Source organism: Agarivorans sp. Z349TD_8 (genome assembly GCF_050870825.2).
In the GTDB taxonomy this organism is placed as follows: domain Bacteria; phylum Pseudomonadota; class Gammaproteobacteria; order Enterobacterales; family Celerinatantimonadaceae; genus Agarivorans.
The window spans coordinates 4,525,637-4,543,264 of the sequence record NZ_CP194037.2; the positions used below are offsets into that span (position 1 = coordinate 4,525,637).

Annotated in this window: 16 protein-coding genes; 8 read left to right on the forward strand and 8 right to left on the reverse strand. The window is 44.4% G+C overall.

Translation table 11 applies throughout. The features are described 5' to 3' along the window. Nucleotides 1–46 precede the first annotated feature (46 nt). From ACRRS1_RS20490 to ACRRS1_RS20515, 6 genes are all read right to left on the reverse strand, one after another. Nucleotides 47–2,344 (reverse strand): GumC family protein, encoded by a 2,298-nt coding sequence (locus ACRRS1_RS20490; protein WP_432460330.1) that lies wholly within the window; start codon nt 2,342–2,344, stop codon nt 47–49. 31 nt (nt 2,345–2,375) lie between these two features. Beyond that, on the reverse strand, nt 2,376–2,909 hold the full coding sequence (locus ACRRS1_RS20495) for a polysaccharide biosynthesis/export family protein (protein WP_432460331.1): 534 nt from the start codon (nt 2,907–2,909) through the stop codon (nt 2,376–2,378). After that, nucleotides 2,910–4,106 carry an outer membrane beta-barrel protein gene (locus ACRRS1_RS20500; RefSeq protein WP_432460332.1) on the reverse strand — a complete coding sequence of 399 codons (1,197 nt, stop codon included), beginning with the start codon at nt 4,104–4,106 and terminating at the stop codon, nt 2,910–2,912. A gap of 41 nt (nt 4,107–4,147) precedes the next feature. After that, the gene (locus tag ACRRS1_RS20505; RefSeq protein ID WP_432468838.1) at nt 4,148–5,560 is read right to left on the reverse strand and encodes an undecaprenyl-phosphate glucose phosphotransferase; all 1,413 of its coding nucleotides are present in this window, start codon (nt 5,558–5,560) and stop codon (nt 4,148–4,150) included. 90 nt (nt 5,561–5,650) lie between these two features. Continuing rightward, nucleotides 5,651–6,238 (reverse strand): PEP-CTERM sorting domain-containing protein, encoded by a 588-nt coding sequence (locus tag ACRRS1_RS20510; protein ID WP_432455665.1) that lies wholly within the window; start codon nt 6,236–6,238, stop codon nt 5,651–5,653. Between the two features lie 728 nt (nt 6,239–6,966). Then, nucleotides 6,967–8,064 (reverse strand): extracellular solute-binding protein, encoded by a 1,098-nt coding sequence (locus ACRRS1_RS20515; protein ID WP_432455664.1) that lies wholly within the window; start codon nt 8,062–8,064, stop codon nt 6,967–6,969. Nucleotides 8,065–8,372: 308 nt separating this feature from the next. On the opposite strand from ACRRS1_RS20515, the gene ACRRS1_RS20520 reads away from it, so the two are divergent. From ACRRS1_RS20520 to ACRRS1_RS20535, 4 genes are all read left to right on the forward strand, one after another. Further along, on the forward strand, nt 8,373–8,732 hold the full coding sequence (locus ACRRS1_RS20520) for a TraR/DksA family transcriptional regulator (RefSeq protein ID WP_432455663.1): 360 nt from the start codon (nt 8,373–8,375) through the stop codon (nt 8,730–8,732). Between the two features lie 105 nt (nt 8,733–8,837). Continuing rightward, the gene (pyrB, locus tag ACRRS1_RS20525; RefSeq protein ID WP_432455662.1) at nt 8,838–9,770 is read left to right on the forward strand and encodes an aspartate carbamoyltransferase; all 933 of its coding nucleotides are present in this window, start codon (nt 8,838–8,840) and stop codon (nt 9,768–9,770) included. Beyond that, nucleotides 9,770–10,228, forward strand: a complete 459-nt coding sequence (gene pyrI, locus ACRRS1_RS20530) for an aspartate carbamoyltransferase regulatory subunit (RefSeq protein WP_432455661.1) — start codon at nt 9,770–9,772, stop codon at nt 10,226–10,228. Before pyrB ends, pyrI begins: the two co-directional genes overlap by 1 nt. Nucleotides 10,229–10,475: 247 nt before the next feature. Further along, a complete protein-coding gene (locus tag ACRRS1_RS20535; protein WP_432460334.1) occupies nt 10,476–11,477 on the forward strand; it encodes a DUF2860 family protein in 1,002 nt (333 codons plus the stop codon). Nucleotides 11,478–11,646: 169 nt separating this feature from the next. Here ACRRS1_RS20535 and ACRRS1_RS20540 read toward each other — a convergent pair whose 3' ends face one another. Then, entirely contained in the window at nt 11,647–12,573 is a 927-nt protein-coding gene (locus ACRRS1_RS20540; RefSeq protein WP_432455659.1) for an exo-alpha-sialidase, read from the reverse strand. 179 nt (nt 12,574–12,752) lie between these two features. Between ACRRS1_RS20540 and ACRRS1_RS20545 the strand changes: the two genes are divergently transcribed. Both ACRRS1_RS20545 and ACRRS1_RS20550 read left to right on the forward strand, forming a co-directional pair. Beyond that, the gene (locus ACRRS1_RS20545) at nt 12,753–13,139 is read left to right on the forward strand and encodes a DUF3302 domain-containing protein (RefSeq protein WP_432468837.1); all 387 of its coding nucleotides are present in this window, start codon (nt 12,753–12,755) and stop codon (nt 13,137–13,139) included. Continuing rightward, a complete protein-coding gene (locus ACRRS1_RS20550; protein WP_432455657.1) occupies nt 13,139–14,281 on the forward strand; it encodes an HlyD family secretion protein in 1,143 nt (380 codons plus the stop codon). Before ACRRS1_RS20545 ends, ACRRS1_RS20550 begins: the two co-directional genes overlap by 1 nt. Before the next feature lie 346 nt (nt 14,282–14,627). Here ACRRS1_RS20550 and ACRRS1_RS20555 read toward each other — a convergent pair whose 3' ends face one another. Then, on the reverse strand, nt 14,628–15,260 hold the full coding sequence (locus ACRRS1_RS20555; protein WP_432468836.1) for a YceH family protein: 633 nt from the start codon (nt 15,258–15,260) through the stop codon (nt 14,628–14,630). Between the two features lie 297 nt (nt 15,261–15,557). Between ACRRS1_RS20555 and ACRRS1_RS20560 the strand changes: the two genes are divergently transcribed. Both ACRRS1_RS20560 and ACRRS1_RS20565 read left to right on the forward strand, forming a co-directional pair. Continuing rightward, nucleotides 15,558–16,703, forward strand: coding sequence for a GGDEF domain-containing protein (locus ACRRS1_RS20560; RefSeq protein WP_432468835.1), 1,146 nt, complete (start codon nt 15,558–15,560; stop codon nt 16,701–16,703). Nucleotides 16,704–16,833: 130 nt separating this feature from the next. Next, the gene (locus tag ACRRS1_RS20565) at nt 16,834–17,619 is read left to right on the forward strand and encodes an ABC transporter permease (protein WP_432455654.1); all 786 of its coding nucleotides are present in this window, start codon (nt 16,834–16,836) and stop codon (nt 17,617–17,619) included. The last annotated feature ends 9 nt before the right edge of the window (nt 17,620–17,628 follow it).

Here is a 17,628-nt window from a genome sequence, read left to right on the forward strand (position 1 = left end):
CCTCAATTGTTGTTTACATCCATAGCGCGAGGCTAAAACTAAGTTCTTATGACTGTGTGGCCTTACCGCTCTGATTTTGATATCCGTAGTATTGGTACTCCCCATATTCATTTTTCTGTTTAGGACTGGCTTTATTAATCACCACACCATCGATGGCAATATCATGTTTTATAAGACTTTCTAAACTACTATTCAGTTGCTTTATATTGGTGCTTCCGGCTTGAACCACCAACAATGCGGCTCCTGCTAAGCGGCTGAGTAATAAACCATCGCTCACCGCCAATAGCGGGGGCGAATCAATAACAATCTTGTCATAGCGCTGCTCTAACTGTTCAATCAACATCGCAAACTTATTTGAGGCTAATAGCTCCTGAGGATTCGGGATCAACATGCCACCAAATAAGGTATCAAGACCCGATTTTTTATGATGATAAATACAATCACTCAGCTCTGCGCCCATCACCAGATGATTAGTGAGGCCCAACGGATTTTGATTAAAACCAAAACGCTCAGACAAGCTAGGTTTGCGTAAATCAGCTTCAATCAGCAATACTTTTTCCATGCCCGCCATTGCCATCGCTAGGTTCATGGCCGTAGTGCTCTTACCTTCGCCAGGTACCGAAGAAGTAATGCACACCCGTTTACGCTGGTTGTTGACCAAATTAAATAACAGGGAAGTTCGAATAGTGCGGATCGATTCACTAAAATATCGCTGCTTTTCATCAAAAAACACCTGACTATCCATCAGTTTATTCTTATATTTTTTAGCGTTTATTTTTGGGATTGCACCGAGCGGATGTAAGCCCAGCTTTTCTTGGATGTCGGATGACTTCTCGATAGTGTTATGAAAAGCATCCGTAATTAACACTAAGACCATGGAAAACAGCAAACTGGCCAAAGCAACTAAGGCAATGATGAGACCTTTATTCGGCTTCGCTGGATCTAAAGGGATGACCGCGCGATCGCTAAACCGCGCCACTGCCGACTGAAAATCATTGGTCGCTGCAGTCTCTTTCTGTCGATTCAAGAACAGATCATAGAGCTTACGATTACTATCAACCTCACGTTTAAGAGCGTCGTAGGTCGCGCGCTTCACCGCAATCGCTTGGAACTGAGTTTTCTTACTGGCTAATTCTGCTTGAATTGAATTTTCTTGCTTAACAGCCCCTCTTAACTCTTTTTCTATCCCCGTGGCCAAATCGTTAAGCACCCGACCAGCTCTCTCTCGCACTGCCGCTAACTGTGCTTGGGCTTGGATCATTTTGTCATGTTTCGGACCATAACGCTTACTCAATTCAGAAACCAAACGTTCCGCTTCAATCTCAGCGACACGAACATCACGCAATTGCGGGTGATTGGAAATGACAGAAATCGAAGACAGTTCAGCTAAACCGGCGTTCCGGTTATCTTGTAGTACATAGTAGAGTGACTCTGCGGCCACTCGGCGATCTCTGGCATCGCTGAGCCGGCGACTTAAATCATTTAACTCATTCGAAGCCAAACTATCGACACCGCTCACATCAACCAGTCCTTCCGACGTTAAAAAAGCGGCTTGGCGACTCTCTGATTGCTCGACCAATGCTCTCAGTTTATCTAAACGAGTCTCTAACCATGTGCTCGCCTCTTGATTGGCATACAATCGAGATTCTCGGTTATTTTCGATATAGGCTTCCCCAACAGCATTTGCAACTTGCGCAGCCAATTGAGGATCCTCGGATTCAAAGATGATTTTTACCAACTGAGTTTTTCGTAGTGGGCTAATACTTAAACGCTTACGAAAATTCTCCATCACCGTTTGCTGCCTTTTTTGGAGCAGCATCTGTTCACTGAGCGGCTCTCGTAATGGCAATAAACTCAGCAACAAAGGCGAATGAGCGCCAAGATTATACAGCGTCTCGAGAGGATTCTTCAGTTGCATCCAGCCACTGTCGGCTTGCTCTCCATTTAATTCAGGGTACTGCTCTAGCTGTAACCCTTGGATCACTTTTTGCGCAATGGTACGGGATTTTAATAGTTCAAACTGGGTGAGATAGTATTCTTGTTTAGAGGTATCAACCCCAATCACGTCTTCAATCGAGACCGCTTTTCTTTGCTCCGCTTCGATCAATAGCACCGCCGAAGCTCGATAAACCGGGGTAATCGAAAATGTAATCAAGGCGGCAAGTAAGGCAGCCAAAAAAGTAAAACCAATAATCATCCAAGCCCGTCGACGTATTACCGAAAAGTACTGGCTCAAATCAATAAACTCATCTTTATTCACTGGTCGCTGCAAAGAATTAAGTCCGAGCCTGGAAGCTGGGTTGTCTATATGCAGGACGTTGCGTTGGGCTGTGTGATTCACCATTAGACTTCCTTGTTAATCCAGTATCTTGTCGTTAAAAAAAGCTAGCCTTGACGACGATAATATCTCCGGGCTCAACCTTGGTATTGAGACTGACCTTATTTTGAGGGCTGCCACCATTTCCAGTCGTCACATTAATATTTGATTTAGACGCTCGCTGGGTAAATCCACCCGCTAAAGCCACCGCCTTTTCTATGGTTAAACCTGGCTGATAGGCGTAACCACCGGGTTTCTCGACTTCTCCATTAATAAAAACTTGTCGGTACTGGACAATATTCACCGAAACTTTAGGTTGAATTAAATAGTCACCTTTTAAGCCCGACTCAATGGTTTGTTTCAAGGTTTGAGTGGTTGCATCACTCACCGTCAAACGACCTAGGTAGGGATAATCAATTTTGCCACTATTGTTAATCAGCACTTGCATACTGAGATCGTCTTCGCCATAAACATGAATATTAATTACATCACCTGGCCCAAGTCTGTAGGAATCATCATTGGCCGCCTGACTCACTAGGCTAGGTAGCAGCAACATTAAAAACAATAGGTAAGCAGCGAACCGATTCATCATCTAAAGAGTCCCCGAGAAGTGAATAAACATGACATTTTGCTGGTAACTTAAGCCTGCTACCGAGGAAGACTTGTCTTCTCTTTGGTAACTAACATTCAGCTTCAACCAGTGGCGTAACTCATATTCGATAGCCACTTTCGCCAGCGTAATCTGCTCATCACGATCGACACCTGTATAAGCGAGGTCGGTATCGCGATAACTTAGCTCCGTGGAGAGCCGATCCAGCCAGTAATGCTGCCAACTCGTCTGATAAATAGTTTCATCAATATAGTTGCCTAATTGATCGGGATCTTTCGCAATTTTGCTAGTAAAAACATTGAACTGTGAGTATTCCACTGGCAAATAATTAAATGACAATAACCAACTCAAACCCGAGAAGTGCTCGCGTTGGGCTGACTGGTAGCCTTTATCCTCATAACCGATCCGAGCAGAACCGCTAGACTTACCGCTAATGTCCCACTCGGCTCCAGCATAAATAAAACTATCATCGTTATTTCGACTGGCCTGATCGCTTGCGTTCAGCCGATAACGTCTTGCGAGTTGCTTAGCCTCCAACAACAATTCGGTGGCATTGGAGACTCGGTAGAAAAAGGTGGCACCATAACTGAGCTGTCGCCAGTTCCGATATTGAGTTAGCGACTCCAGATTTTGATACTGCTTGGTTTCCCAGGCCAATTGCAAGTCGACACGCCCGTAGGCCTGCGGCGCACCATAGGAATAAACACTCTGCAATTTATTACTTTGAAAATAAATCAGCTCTTGGATATCACTCCCCAAGCCTTGCGATAATCCTCGCCCTCTTTGCTCATGCTGATGAGCGAACCGATAAGCCAACTTGAGCCGATGCCTAAGCGCTAACTCAAGCTCAGCTTTAGCGGCAAGCTGGTGATCGAGATAGTCATCCACATGACTCTCGAAATACTCAGCCGCAGAAATTTTGTAGCCAAGCTCATAAGAAGCAAGATCACGTTCTGCAAGGACCTTGAGCGCTGCATCCAAGACCAAAATATTAGATGAGGATGAGTCTTTTTCCGCGAGTGTAATATTGTCATCATATTTATAGCCGAGCCCTAACATTGGAACCAGTGCCAAGCCAGACTCGGTCATATAGGGCTGCGGGGCCAACTTTGCATTCACAACATGACTCAGCATAAATAAAGTCCCCATTAAAACCATAAAGGCTCGAAAAATTACCATGAACTTCCTTGTAAAATCATTGCTGGCGAGGCTTGAATTCCCTAGTACGCCTGCTCACTACGAAAACCTTTAAAAATAGTGAGGTAAACAATTTTTATGTCCATCCACAAACTCCATAATTGGATGTACTCCAAGTCGTAAGCGATACGGCGCTCCATTTTGTCGAGGGTATCCGTTTCACCTCTGCAGCCATTAATTTGCGCCCAACCAGTAATCCCAGGTTTTACCTTATGGCGCAGCATGTAACGGTCAACCACTTGGCGATATTCCTCATTATGAGCAACCGCATGGGGACGCGGGCCAACGATCGACATAGAACCCATCAGTACGTTAAAGAACTGGGGCAATTCATCTAAAGAAGTTCGACGAATAAACGAACCAAAACGAGTCACTCGTGGATCATTCTGAGTGGCCTGAGTCACCTTACCGCCATTTTCCATTACCTTCATCGACCGAAACTTCCATACCCGAATTCTCCGACCATCTAAGCCGTAACGATCTTGCTTGAACAGGATTGGACCAGGCGAGCTGAGCTTGACGCCAATCGCCAACGCGATTAACACAGGACTAATCAGCAACAGAATGATGCTGGCTAAGATAATGTCTTGCACTCGTTTAGTGAATACACTGGCCAGCCCACGAAAAGGGCTGTCAAATACACTCACCGTTTGAATGTTTCCCAAACTACTCCAGCGGGAATGAATGAGATTATAAGTAAAGAAATCAGGCACAATGAAAGTGGTACAGGTGGTATCGGACAGCTGCTTCAAATAGCCGCTAATCCGACCCTTAGCATGCATTGGTAGTGCCACGTAGACATGATCTACTTGACCACTTTTTGCCAAATCGAGGGCTTGGGAAACCCGCCCAACCGGACCAAAATATTTGGAATCATCTGCCAAGCGAGCGCAATCTCGGTCATCAAAGAATCCCATGAAAACCAAACCTAAATCCGGGTTAGCAATTAACTCTTGCTGAAGCCTGAGACCTGTTTCCGAGACGCCAATAATCAACGCCTTACGCGTGTTATAGCCAGTTTGGCGTAACAGCGCCAAAATTTCCCGAAACACGATACGCCAAACGATCAATGCGATAGGCGTGACTAATAGCCAGCCCCCGAGAACCAAACGTGAATAGTTATCGGAAACCTTCAAGAAATAGTTACTTGCGAGGATCACTGCAACCGTCACCAACCAGACACTCAAAGTCACCTTCGCTTGTTCTTTTACCGAGGCTATTCGCCACGAACGATACAGCGTGAATGACTCTGCAACAATTAAGAAGACGATGCCTAAACCAATGGCCAACATCTGGAAGTCATCATCAACCTGACCCGTTCTCCACCACGCGAATCCAGCCAGAGTGGCAAAGATAATCACAAGATCTGTAATACGATAGACCAACGCCAGTTCGAATTCATGGCTGCGAACCAATCCATTTCTCTCGTTTCCCATAACACATCCTTGTGCCAATCAATTGACCGAAAAGAATTTTATATCAAGAGATTCATGCTGCAGATGACTCTGCAGCGCTCGGTAAACCACTTAATTTTGAAAAGGAAGTCCCCGACGTGTAAATAGCCCAACCATCACCAGCGCAAACAACACTAACGAGCCAGGTTCAGGGACAGAAGTCACGCTAAAGGTCGTTCCGCCAACATAGGTCTGTTCTGCATAGGCATAAACCGTCCATTCGCCGACTTCTAAAATATCGTTGCTAGCAATATAGTCATCACTCCAGTAACTCAATAAACCAGAACCCGAAGCCTGCCAAGTTTCAATATCATCCCAAGCGCTATACATGTAACTGAAAGCTTGCTCGAACCCGCCAAAATACCAATAGAAGGTAATATCGAATAAACCATTAGCAAAACCGCCAGTTCCCTCATCGCTTAAGCGATTTAAGGATTGGAGATCGAAACTCACGGCAGCGCGAATATCATCATCAATGTCGATAACACTTGCCGGACTAGGAACAGCGCCACTACTCGGATCTTGCTGAGGAGTGGGATATCCTCCCAAATACACCACCGGTCCTGCCGGTACACTGGGGTTCTCTGAGGCCGTTATAATCGTGGCCGAAGTATTAAATGTAGTTAAACTGATAAGTAAAAATAAGATGGAAGCCTTCATCGCGGTTTTCCTTTACCAAATAGTGAAAAGCAACAACTCTCATTTGTAATTAGGCAAACATTAAGCCATAAATGATAAGCTCGTCACACTTTTTGTTAACGTGATGTTTTTTAAAGCTTTTACTTCCACACTATTATTAATTTGATTACTTATATAAAATTAAGTTTGTAAATTAATTCGACACTATGTTACTTAAACAATATTCCTGTATTTTTTATGACCTATCGCTGTATGTAATTTGCCCTCATTAATGAACTAAAAAAGACTAAACTTTGTCGCAAATTCCTCAGTTTTATCTAGTTAGAATTAAATATTCAGGATATCAATAAAATATCGATACACTGTAAAGTTGGCTGACATCGGCACAGTGCCCCCCAACAACACTCGATTAAATACCAAGTTGTTGTTATATAAGAGCATTCATAACTAATACCTTGATTTATATCCACCAACTACTTGCCGTATTCTGCTCAGCAAAAAATATATTGTTCGAGTGACGAGTAACGGTTTAGCTGGCGAGGTCAATTTAGCGTAAAAAAATAATATAAATTGCGATGAAAGAGGAGCGTCAGAGCAACCAAGCGAATAACGGCAACCACGCGCTCAGAGAGGATAAGCATATTGCAATATGCTCGAGTCAACCTTCTGGCTGTAACCCTTCGCAGGATAAACCACAAAAAATGCCAGCATTTCGCTGGCATAATTTCAATACGGAGTGTTCTGTTTAGTTAACGTCCCGACTTAAACTTGGTCCATAAGCGAGTACGAACCCGTTCAACCTTCGGTGGAACATTGGTAAATCCATAGAGATTTTTAGCCGCGGCTTCGCTTGGGTAAATTCCCTGATGCTGAGCAATTTCAGGATTGATTAAAGCGGTCGCCTTAGTATTTGGATTGGCAAACCACACAAAATCGGTCACCTTGGCGATCACTTCGGGACGTAATATATAGTTGATAAAAGTATGAGCGTTATTGGGGTGACTCGCATCTTTGGGAATAGCAAACATATCAAACCACACACCTGCCCCTTCTTTAGGGATGATATATTCAAGTTCAACGCCATTTTTGGCTTCTTCGGCACGCTCATCCGCCATTAACACATCGCCCGACCAGCCGATCGCGACACAAATATCGCCACTGGCTAAGTCATTAATATACTGAGAGCTATGAAAATAACGAATACTCGGCCGCAGTTGCGCCATTAGTGTTTCAATCTCCCCTTTATAGTCTGCCATATTGCTGCTACCGGGATCCTTCCCCATATAATTCAGCATCGCCGCAACCACTTCACTGGGCGCATCCAAAAAGGCTATGCCACACTCGCTCAATTTCGCTGCGATCTGTGGATCAAACACCAGCGACCAACTATTTAAATCAGCATCATCACCTAAAATTTGTTTTACTTTATTCACGTTATAACCAATACCCGTGGTGCCCCACATATAAGGGATGCCATACAGGTTACCCGGATCATAATGTTGTAGCGTGGCTAGAAGTGTCGGATCCAGATTGCCCCAGTTACTCAGTTTGCTGCGGTCCAGCTTTTGATAAACACCCGCTGTAATTTGCCGACCATAGAAGTCATGAGAGGGGGCGACAATATCAAAGCCGGTGCTTCCCGACAGCAATTTAGCCTCCAACATTTCATTAGAATCAAATACGTCATAAATCACTTTAATACCCGTTTCTTTTTCAAACTCGGAAATTGTGTCCTCGGCAATGTATTCGGTCCAATTGTAAACATTCAGTACTTTCTCTTCTTGAGCCATTACTACATTGGTCACTACAGCAAGTAGTCCAACCAACAGCATGTTTATTTTATTCACTCATGCAATCCTCAATATACGGTGATGCTGACATCACACGTTTGTTTATTCTATAAATGTAGTCTATAAACTGCTTTGATAACTGGCAGAGCCATTTAATCACAGCCTGCCAGATTAAAGCCGCGAGATAGTACTCGTTAATTAATCGAAACCCAAGTGCTAGCTGGCTAACAATTATCCAAAAAAGCGCTTTGAAAAGCCTTTACTAGTCGTTAAAATCGACGATTAACTAAATTTTTGGGTTATATACGTACTAAGTTCGCTTACGTACTCGCGTTTAACACACTAGGAAGAAGACATTCAAAACAATGATTAACGACCAACAAATTGAGACGATTCGTCAACAACTCAGCCAGAAACTAGAGGAAATTCAACTTCGTCTTGAACAAGATAACGAGTTGATTAAAGACAAAAGTGATCTAGGGGATGACGTTGATCGAGCCAATCAAGAAGAGTCTCAACAAATGCAGCTTAATCGTCGCCAACACGACCTTGCTCAAGTAAAAAGCATTAAGGATGCATTACGTCGTATTGAGGAACAAGACTATGGTTTTTGTGAAAGCTGCGGTGAAGACATCAATGCCGCACGACTCAACGCTCGCCCAGAGTCACGCTACTGCATCGACTGCCAAGATTACCGCGAACGTAAAAGTAGCCAATATGCTTAAACAACTACAAATTAATCTTAGAATTAGTCACTAAGATCATATTCACTTGCTCTGCTCGCTGTTATAATTCCGTTCCGATTTCACATCGGATTAGGATCTGCGAGCATGAACAACCCGCTTTATCAAAAGCACATTATCTCCATCCCTGATTTATCCCGTCAGGAACTCGAGTTAATTGTCGACACCGCACAAAACATAAAACAACAACCCCGTCCTGAGTTACTCAAAAATAAAGTTGTTGCTAGCTGTTTTTTTGAAGCCTCAACCCGTACTCGTTTGTCTTTTGAAACCGCAGTGCAACGTTTAGGCGGGAGTGTGATTGGCTTTGCCGATGGTGGTAATACTTCGCTGGGCAAAAAAGGCGAAACCTTAGCGGATTCGGTGAAAGTGATCTCTTCTTATAGCGATGCGTTTTTTATGCGCCACCCCCAAGAGGGAGCCGCTCGCTTAGCCAGTGAATTCTCCAGTGTGCCAGTGGTGAATGGCGGCGATGGTTCTAACCAACACCCCACCCAGACCTTACTCGACTTATTTACCATTTATGAAACGCAAGGGAGTTTAGAAGGCCTTAAAATTGCGTTTGTTGGTGACCTTAAATACGGACGCACGGTACATTCGCTTACCCAAGCCCTGTCCTTATTTGGTTGCGAATTTTACTTTATCGCACCGAAAGCATTGGCCATGCCTGATTACATTACCGAAGAGCTAAATGAGCGCAAAATAAAATATCATTTATATGACAGCATCGAAGAGGTCGTTGGAGAACTGGATATTTTGTATATGACTCGCGTGCAAAAAGAGCGCTTCGATGAGACAGAATACCAGCATATCAAATCCAGCTTTATTCTTCGGGCCAACATGCTTGAACAAGTGCAAGACAACCTCAAGATCTTACACCCGCTGCCCCGAGTCGACGAAATCACCACCGATGTAGATAGTACGCCCTACGCCTACTACTTCCAGCAGGCTGAAAATGGTGTTTATGCTCGCCAAGCTTTACTCGCGCTAATCATGACCAATGAATTTGGAGTTCAATAATGAAGAAAAAACTGCAAGTTGAAGCGATTGCTCACGGCACAGTGATTGACCATGTACCTGCGGGGCAAGGAATTAAAATCCTTAAATTTTTTCAGTTATCGGCGGCCCAAGAACGGATCACGGTGGGCTTAAACTTACCCAGCGGAGAACAACAAAAGAAAGACCTAATTAAAGTTGAAAACACCGTTTTTGATGAAAACCAAGCCAATCAACTAGCCTTATTTGCCCCTCATGCCACCATCAACTTGATTGAAGACTTTGAAGTAGTGCGTAAGTTCCATGTCTCCACTCCGGAACAAATCAAAGCTGTATTTGCCTGCCCGAACAGCAATTGTATCAGCCACAACGAGCCTATCGATAGTCACTTTTATGTTCGTCATAAACAAACAGACATCAAGCTAAAATGTCATTACTGCGAAAAATCCTTCGATCTAAGCCTATTCCCTGAACTCGACTAGATTCAAACCAACCCAGCCACAACATGCGCTAAACCCGGTGTTGTGGCTCGGAATCAGAACACTTTACAAACAACAGCTTATTCGACTAAATATTAAGAAATCCTCAACATACTGCTGTTAATTTACCCAATACCTAAGTTATGCTGTGCTTTGTTTAATCACTGTCAATCGCTCACTTATCAAAAGTTGGCGTCATGAACATAACAAAATGAATTTCTTAAAATTATTTAGCACAAGGACGTAAGCGATGTTGAATCGAGTTAGCAGTATTTTATGCTGTAGTCTGTTACTGAGTTTCGCCGCTGGCGCTCGTCCACTCGCAGAACAAGCTGGATGGTCGGCCACCCTTAATCTCAACTTGGGTTATGTTGGCGGGCAAAGTCAATTTTCCACTGATGATGACAACCAAGTCACTCATGATCTAAATAATAGTGGCCAGAGCACCAATACGCTGATTGCCTATCCTTTGTTACGAGCCTCTTACACCACTGCCGACCTAAAAAATCAGTTTTTTGTGGGTAACAGTAAAGAGAACTTAGGCCGAGCCCAGTTTCAATACGAGTTGGGTTATCGCCGCGCGATCAGCAATAAAAGTCAGTTAACCGTTGCTTATTTCCCAGAGTTGCCATTGATGAATGATACCTGGAGTGATCCTTATATCACTAATGTGGCTCGACAAGAAACTGATGAAAATGTCCAAGGGGGACGACTGCGTTATCAATCCATTGCCGATAGTCCATTTACCCTTGAATATGTTTATGCCAAACGTAGCATTGACAACGAACAAAGTGGGGTCGCCATATTTGGCCAAGGTTCCAGCCAAGCCCAAGCGCTAAATCGCAATGCCAATTTACACCGAGTCATTGGCGAAATGTTTGTGCCACTTTCCAAACAATGGTTTCTGTCTCCAGCCCTGGTCTACACGACGAGCAAAGCGGATGGTAGCGCCAACGATTTTAATAGCTATACCCTGCGTCTAAACAGTGTTTATAAAATTGAGCGTCATTTATTAACGGTCAACCTAGAGTTAGGTCAAACTAAGTATTCTGATGGCAACCCGGTATTTAATATGCAAACTCAAGAGGATGACCGACTCTCCTTATTTGCAATTTACCTCTACCAACGTCCATTTGCTTGGAAGAATGCAATGTTTAATGTCACCGCTGGCTATCAAAATAGCGACTCAAACATTAACTTCTACGACAGTAAAGGCTTCATCACCACCTTTGGTTTTGGTTATACTTTTTAGTGGTACAGCATTGAATCAAGGGCAGCGTTAGCTGCCCTTTGCGATAAGGTTTGCTCATTACTTAGATTCGCAATAAGAACTTTTTATCATGCCGATTGGTACGCCGCCTGGCGTACCAGCAAATACAGCTCAAGTCACTGCTGCAAACATTTACCAAGGGTCTTGGATGTTAGTCTTCGCTTAAATCCAATTCCGCTAAGTAAATTGCGGTCTTATCCTCATGACTGGAGTAATAACTGCAATACAAGGTATTACCTCGCTGTACTAAACCTGGATAACTGGTATCGCCACCGGAAGGTAAAACTTGCACTTCTTTTAAGCGCCCCTGATCTGCATCAAGCCAACACAAACTGGTACGCACCGGTTGGTATAAACGTAGTGCACAGAGCAACCGCCCATCGTCCAGCTTAAGCATTACCGGACCACCAATTTGTAATGCTAAGTCCTGCCATGTCCATTCCAAATAAGGCGGCTTCGCATAACCCAGTTGAGCGCTTGCGCTATCTTTATCGCGCCTTAATAAACATAGCGCCGAGCCATCATCAAGCAAACTCAAGTCATGCTCATTGGGGTAAGCGAGGCCATTTTGTTTAAGGCTAAACAAGGGATCTAAATGAAGCTGATAGTTCCCTTTCGCGTCCATCCGATATAGATCTACCTTATCCAAGCGATAACTATAAGCCACTGCATAGGCGCTATCGGCTAAATAACGGCTACGCCACAACCACATCCCGGCTTCCCCTTGTGGGCTCAACTCCGACCAAATTAACCCGTCATCAGACCAAGCAATATAGCTTTGTAACTGCGATGATAGCTCGTGACGCGTTACACCAGCGCAAGTCAATAACATACGTCCATCCGGGCTCACAACCAATTTAGGGTCTCGTAAATCCAAACCATCCACATGCAGGAAAGCCGCCGGTTCAAAATCGGTTTGCTCAAAACCACGACGTAAGATCCGAATGTCTCCTTGTTCACTCACATGTGCACTGGCTTCGCGAAAACACAGCCACAGCGAAGCGGCAAATTCACACATATCAGTAAACGCATTATGCTCAGCCTTATCCCAGACTTGTTCCACCGAAGATAATCTCATGTTGACCTCACCGCGATTAATTCAATATTGAGTAAAAATGAGCCTATGATTTTTAGTGTGAATGCAGCTTTTACTTGCAAATTAACCATAGTCTACACAGTTAGTTCAGTTATCGGCTATGATCGTTTAAGCTAAATCAATAGTTTAAGTTGCTCGCAAAAATATCCCGAGGGGGGACTATGTTTTTGGATTTTTTCGCTTTAGGTTTACTGCTTTTTGTCGCGCTTACCCTGTTTTACGGAATTATAGCCATTCATGATATTCCCTATGAAATATCAAAACATCGCAATCACCCCCACCAAGATGCGATCCATGTTGCCGGTTGGGTGAGCCTATTCACGTTGCATGTATTGTGGCCATTTTTATGGATTTGGGCCACGCTGTATCGCGAAGACCGAGGTTGGGGCTTTCAACAAATCGAGCAACGCCAACAAGACTTAGAAAATCAAGAACAGCTACTCGCCTCACGAGAACAGGTGATGGAAGCCGAAATCAGTAAACTCAAACGCCAAGTCGCCATCATCAGTAAGCATGTGCAACAACTAGAACAAGGAGAGAGTCAATAATGGATTTATTGCTTATTCTCACCTATGCGGGCCTATGTATCGCTATTTTTAAGATATTTCGTATTCCGCTCACCAAGTGGACGGTGCCAACCGCAGTATTAGGTGGCATCTTCATCGTTGGGGTATTGATAGTATTGATGAACTATAACCATCCCTACACTGCCAACGCCCGACAAATATATACCTCGGTCCCTATCATGCCTCTAGTTCGCGGTAAGGTGATTGAGGTTCCAGTGGAAGTTAATCAGCCGATACAAGCCGGTGAAATCTTATTTAAACTGGACCCAACACCATTTCAAGCCATCGTTGAACAACGTCAGGCCGAATTGGCCAGTGCCCAACAATTAGTGCCCCAACTCATGGCGCAATGGGCCAGCGCCAAAGCAAATACCACCGCGGCTATCGCCGAGCGAGATCGCAACTTAAAGTCTTATCAACGTTATGCCGAAGGACGAAAGAAAGGCGGAGCAAATAGCCCCTTCACCGAATTAGAAGTCGAAAACCGCCAACAAGCCTACCTTGCTGCTGAAGCTAAACTACAAGCGGCACAAGCCAACGAAACCATTGCAAAACTCGCCTATGATTCGCAAATCAACGGCGTGAATACTAACGTGGCACGCATTCAGGGGCAGCTCGATAGTGCTTTGTTCGATCTAGAGCAGACCGTGGTCCACGCACCGAGTGATGGCTTTGTTACCCAGGTCGCATTGCGCAAAGGCATGGTGGCCGTACCAATGCCGCTGCGCCCTGTCATGACTTTTATACCCAAGGAACAATCAATGTTTGTCGGCGCCTTTTGGGAAAACTCTATCAAGCGCCTGAAAGCGGGTGATCAAGCTGAGTTTATTGTTACCGCGCTGCCTGGCGTAGTATTTAAAGGCACCGTAAGACAAGTGATGCCAAGCATTGCCGAAGGTGAATTTCAAGCCAACGGAAACTTAAGTGGTGCAGCGGTATTTTTTAAACATAGTCGCAGTTTGGTGATCATCGATCCCGAACCTCGATTCGATGAATATCAACTGCCAATGGGCATTAGCGGCCAAGTCGCCATCTATACCGAGCATTTCCATCATCTCTCAGTGATGCGCAAAGTGCTACTCAGAATGCAAGGTTGGATTAACTACATTTTCCCCTTTCATTAATCGCCAAGGCGTCGCGAACCAAAAGGCCAGCAATATGCTTGGCCTTTCTTATGCCGACGCAGGTAAAGTTCTAGTTTATCGCCCTTTACCAATCTAACTCATTACCGGTTCACTCTTGCTGGCCTTAATCACCACTAACGGCGTTATATATCTTGTTATTAGAGCCACGAGTTACTGCACTTCATGCCTGGTTATCGGCAGATTTATGCTGCGCAATACGTTGATCGTATAATGAATCAGATTGGTATTACATGCCGTCGCCGTTGAGCATTCAATCCTTCCGTTGTTTTCCAAACTAAAGCTGTTTGAATTCCCAAAAACGAGTCAATGGCAATATAAAGAAGCATTACTCTAAGTCTTCAACTCTTCGCTTTAGGGCTGCTAACTCTTGTTTAAGCGCATTTATTTGTTGTTGTAGCTCGCCCTCTGATGAAGTTTCTCGCGTAAGGTCTGGGCTCACCGCCAAGCTAGATTCTCCAGAAAACAAATGCATATAACGCGATTCACGTTTCCCTGGCTCGCGCTCTAATTTGGAGATAAATTTGCCACTCTCATGTTCACTCAACGCCTGTAAATTTTGCTCCACTTCTTGAACACTACTAAAGTTTGCTAAACGCTGGCTGCGAGTACGTAATTCTCCAGGGGTTTGCGGCCCGCGCAAAAACAATAAACAAATAATCGCTCGTTGTTGCTCGCTGAGTTGTAAACCACCAAACTGAGAATTGCAAAAGCGATGTTGGTAACGAACCACCCGTCCAGCCATCGGAGCCTCGGTCACTAAACGCAATTGTTGTAATTGAACCACTGCATCTTGCACCTCAGCTTCAGACAAACTCATCACTGGCTCTCGATTACTCTTTTGATTACAAGCTAAGGTTAAAGCATTTAGCGACAGCGGATATTGGTCTGGCGTCGTTGTTTCTTTTTCGAGTAAAGCGCCAATCACACGAGTTTGTTCTAAAGATAAATTTTGTTCCACAGCTCACCTCAATAACATGTTACAGCAGTAGCTTAATGCACTACCGACCCCAGAATACGCCAAACTGAATTGCCAAGCAGCTTAACATGATGCGTTTCGTGGATAACTTCAACTAAACTGAAAAAACTGAAATAGAAAAAGTGCTTTAAAAGTGCTCATTTTTCACGTTTTATTGATATAGATTAGCGTTATCGCCTAGATTCATCGGTATGGTAGCTCTCCGCTTCATATCGAATAATCATGGCTACACTGCTATATCATCGAGCAGTCAATGACAGATAGGCTGGAAAGCAACAAATGGAACCGTTTCGTTGGACCTCTGATTTTGAAACCGGCTTGGAGGAAATTGACAAGCAACATCACCAATTAATTGACCTGATTAATAAAATTGGCAATTTACTCACTCAAAAACAGATGTCAACCGAAGAACTAAGACCATTTACCTTAGAGCTGAATCACTATGTGGTAGAGCACTTCCAAGAAGAAGAACAATTAATGACATTATGCCGAGTCGACCCTCGACATAAAAAAATTCACATTAAAGCTCACCGCGAATTTCTTGACGAAATAAATAAATTTGAACATCTAGACAATAGCAACCAGCATGCCCAAATTAAGCAGCTATTGGACTACCTGATTCAATGGCTGGCTTACCATATTCTCGGCATTGACCAAGAATTCGCAAAACAAGTGCGATATATCGAAAGCGGTGAATCGCCTATAACTGCCTACAGCAAAGCCGCGCAGCCTAAAGATTTGGCAACCCAACCCTTAATTACCGCATTACATGGTTTATTTCATCAAGTTAGCGTACGCAATCATGAGTTACTCGATCTCAATCAAAACTTAGAAAAAAAAGTACAAGAACGCACCCTCGCCTTGCAAAAAACCAATCAACATTTGCAATCTTTGGCCCATACCGATGTACTCACGGGTCTGCCCAATCGACGCCATGCAATGATTCAACTCAAAGAGTTATGGCAACAATCCTTAACACAACAAAGTCCCTTAGTCTGCATGATGATAGACGCCGACCATTTCAAACAGATTAATGACCAAAAAGGCCATGATGCTGGCGATACAGTATTGATGTTACTCGCGCGCAGTTTACGCGAATCGGTCAGAAGTGATGATGTGGTGGCTCGCCTAGGGGGCGATGAGTTCCTGCTCATTTGTCCAGACACCGATCAAGACGGCGCCTTAAGGCTCGGGTCTGCGATTCGTCAGCGGGTCGCCAATTTGTCCATCAACCAACAATATAAAATTAGCGTGAGTGTAGGCATCGCCAATCGCAGCTCAGAAATGACCCATCACGAAGCGATGATCAAGGCTGCCGACAAAGCAGTTTATCAAGCCAAAGCAGACGGTAAAAATTGTGTGCGCATGTTCCAACCCAAGCAAGATGAACCTGCAAGCAAGGCGCTAAAACAGCAAGCCCAGTAAACCATTCAGCAACCTGAGCCGTCACTATTTCGAGGTAACTCGGCAACGCTACAACATGGATTAAAGGTTGCAGCGAACACCAAGCCGTGTTGAACTTCAATTTTCTCTTGAAGTCTATTTGGGAGCACCCATGACCATTGATATAAGCTGGCCTGCACTCGCTTTTTTTTCACTGATATTGCTGGTCCCATTGCTCATTAACTGGCATTTTCACTTAGCTTTGGGCAAAGATATGCTCTTGAGCATCTTCAGAATGGTGGCACAGCTCGCTTTACTCGGCGTTTATCTGCAGTTTCTATTTGATTTAGATAAACTTTGGATCAACCTACTCTGGTTAGCGCTGATGCTCATGGTTGGAGCCAGCGCCATCATTGATAAAGCCAAGCTGCCTAAACGAGGTTTATTTTTAGCGGTCACTTGCGGCCTGCTACTCGGTTTAAGCCCAGTGTTATTCATTTTGCTGTTTGGCCTGCTCAAGCCGGATCCCAGCTACAGCGCCCAATACCTGATCCCCCTCGCCGGTATGTTATTAGGCAATAGCCTCAGCGGTAATATTATCGCTCTACAGCGCCTATTTAACCGCCTCAGCGAAGCCAAACAAGAATATTATGGCTACCTTGCGCTAGGAGCCAATCGCAGCCAAGCCACTCAAAGCTTTGTGCAATCGGCAATGCAGCAATCCTTCGCCCCCTTGCTAGCCTCCATGAGCACAGTTGGTATCGTGACCCTACCAGGTATGATGACTGGACAAATTTTGGCTGGCAGTGACCCATTGGTCGCGGTGAAATATCAGCTGGTGATTTTAATTGCGATCTTAGTCATGCTCAGTATTTCCGTCTCGACCACCTTAAGTCTGAGCATTCGAACCACCATCAGCCCCTGTGGCCGAGTCAACATCCCCAGTCCCCACGCTTAATCAGCGAGC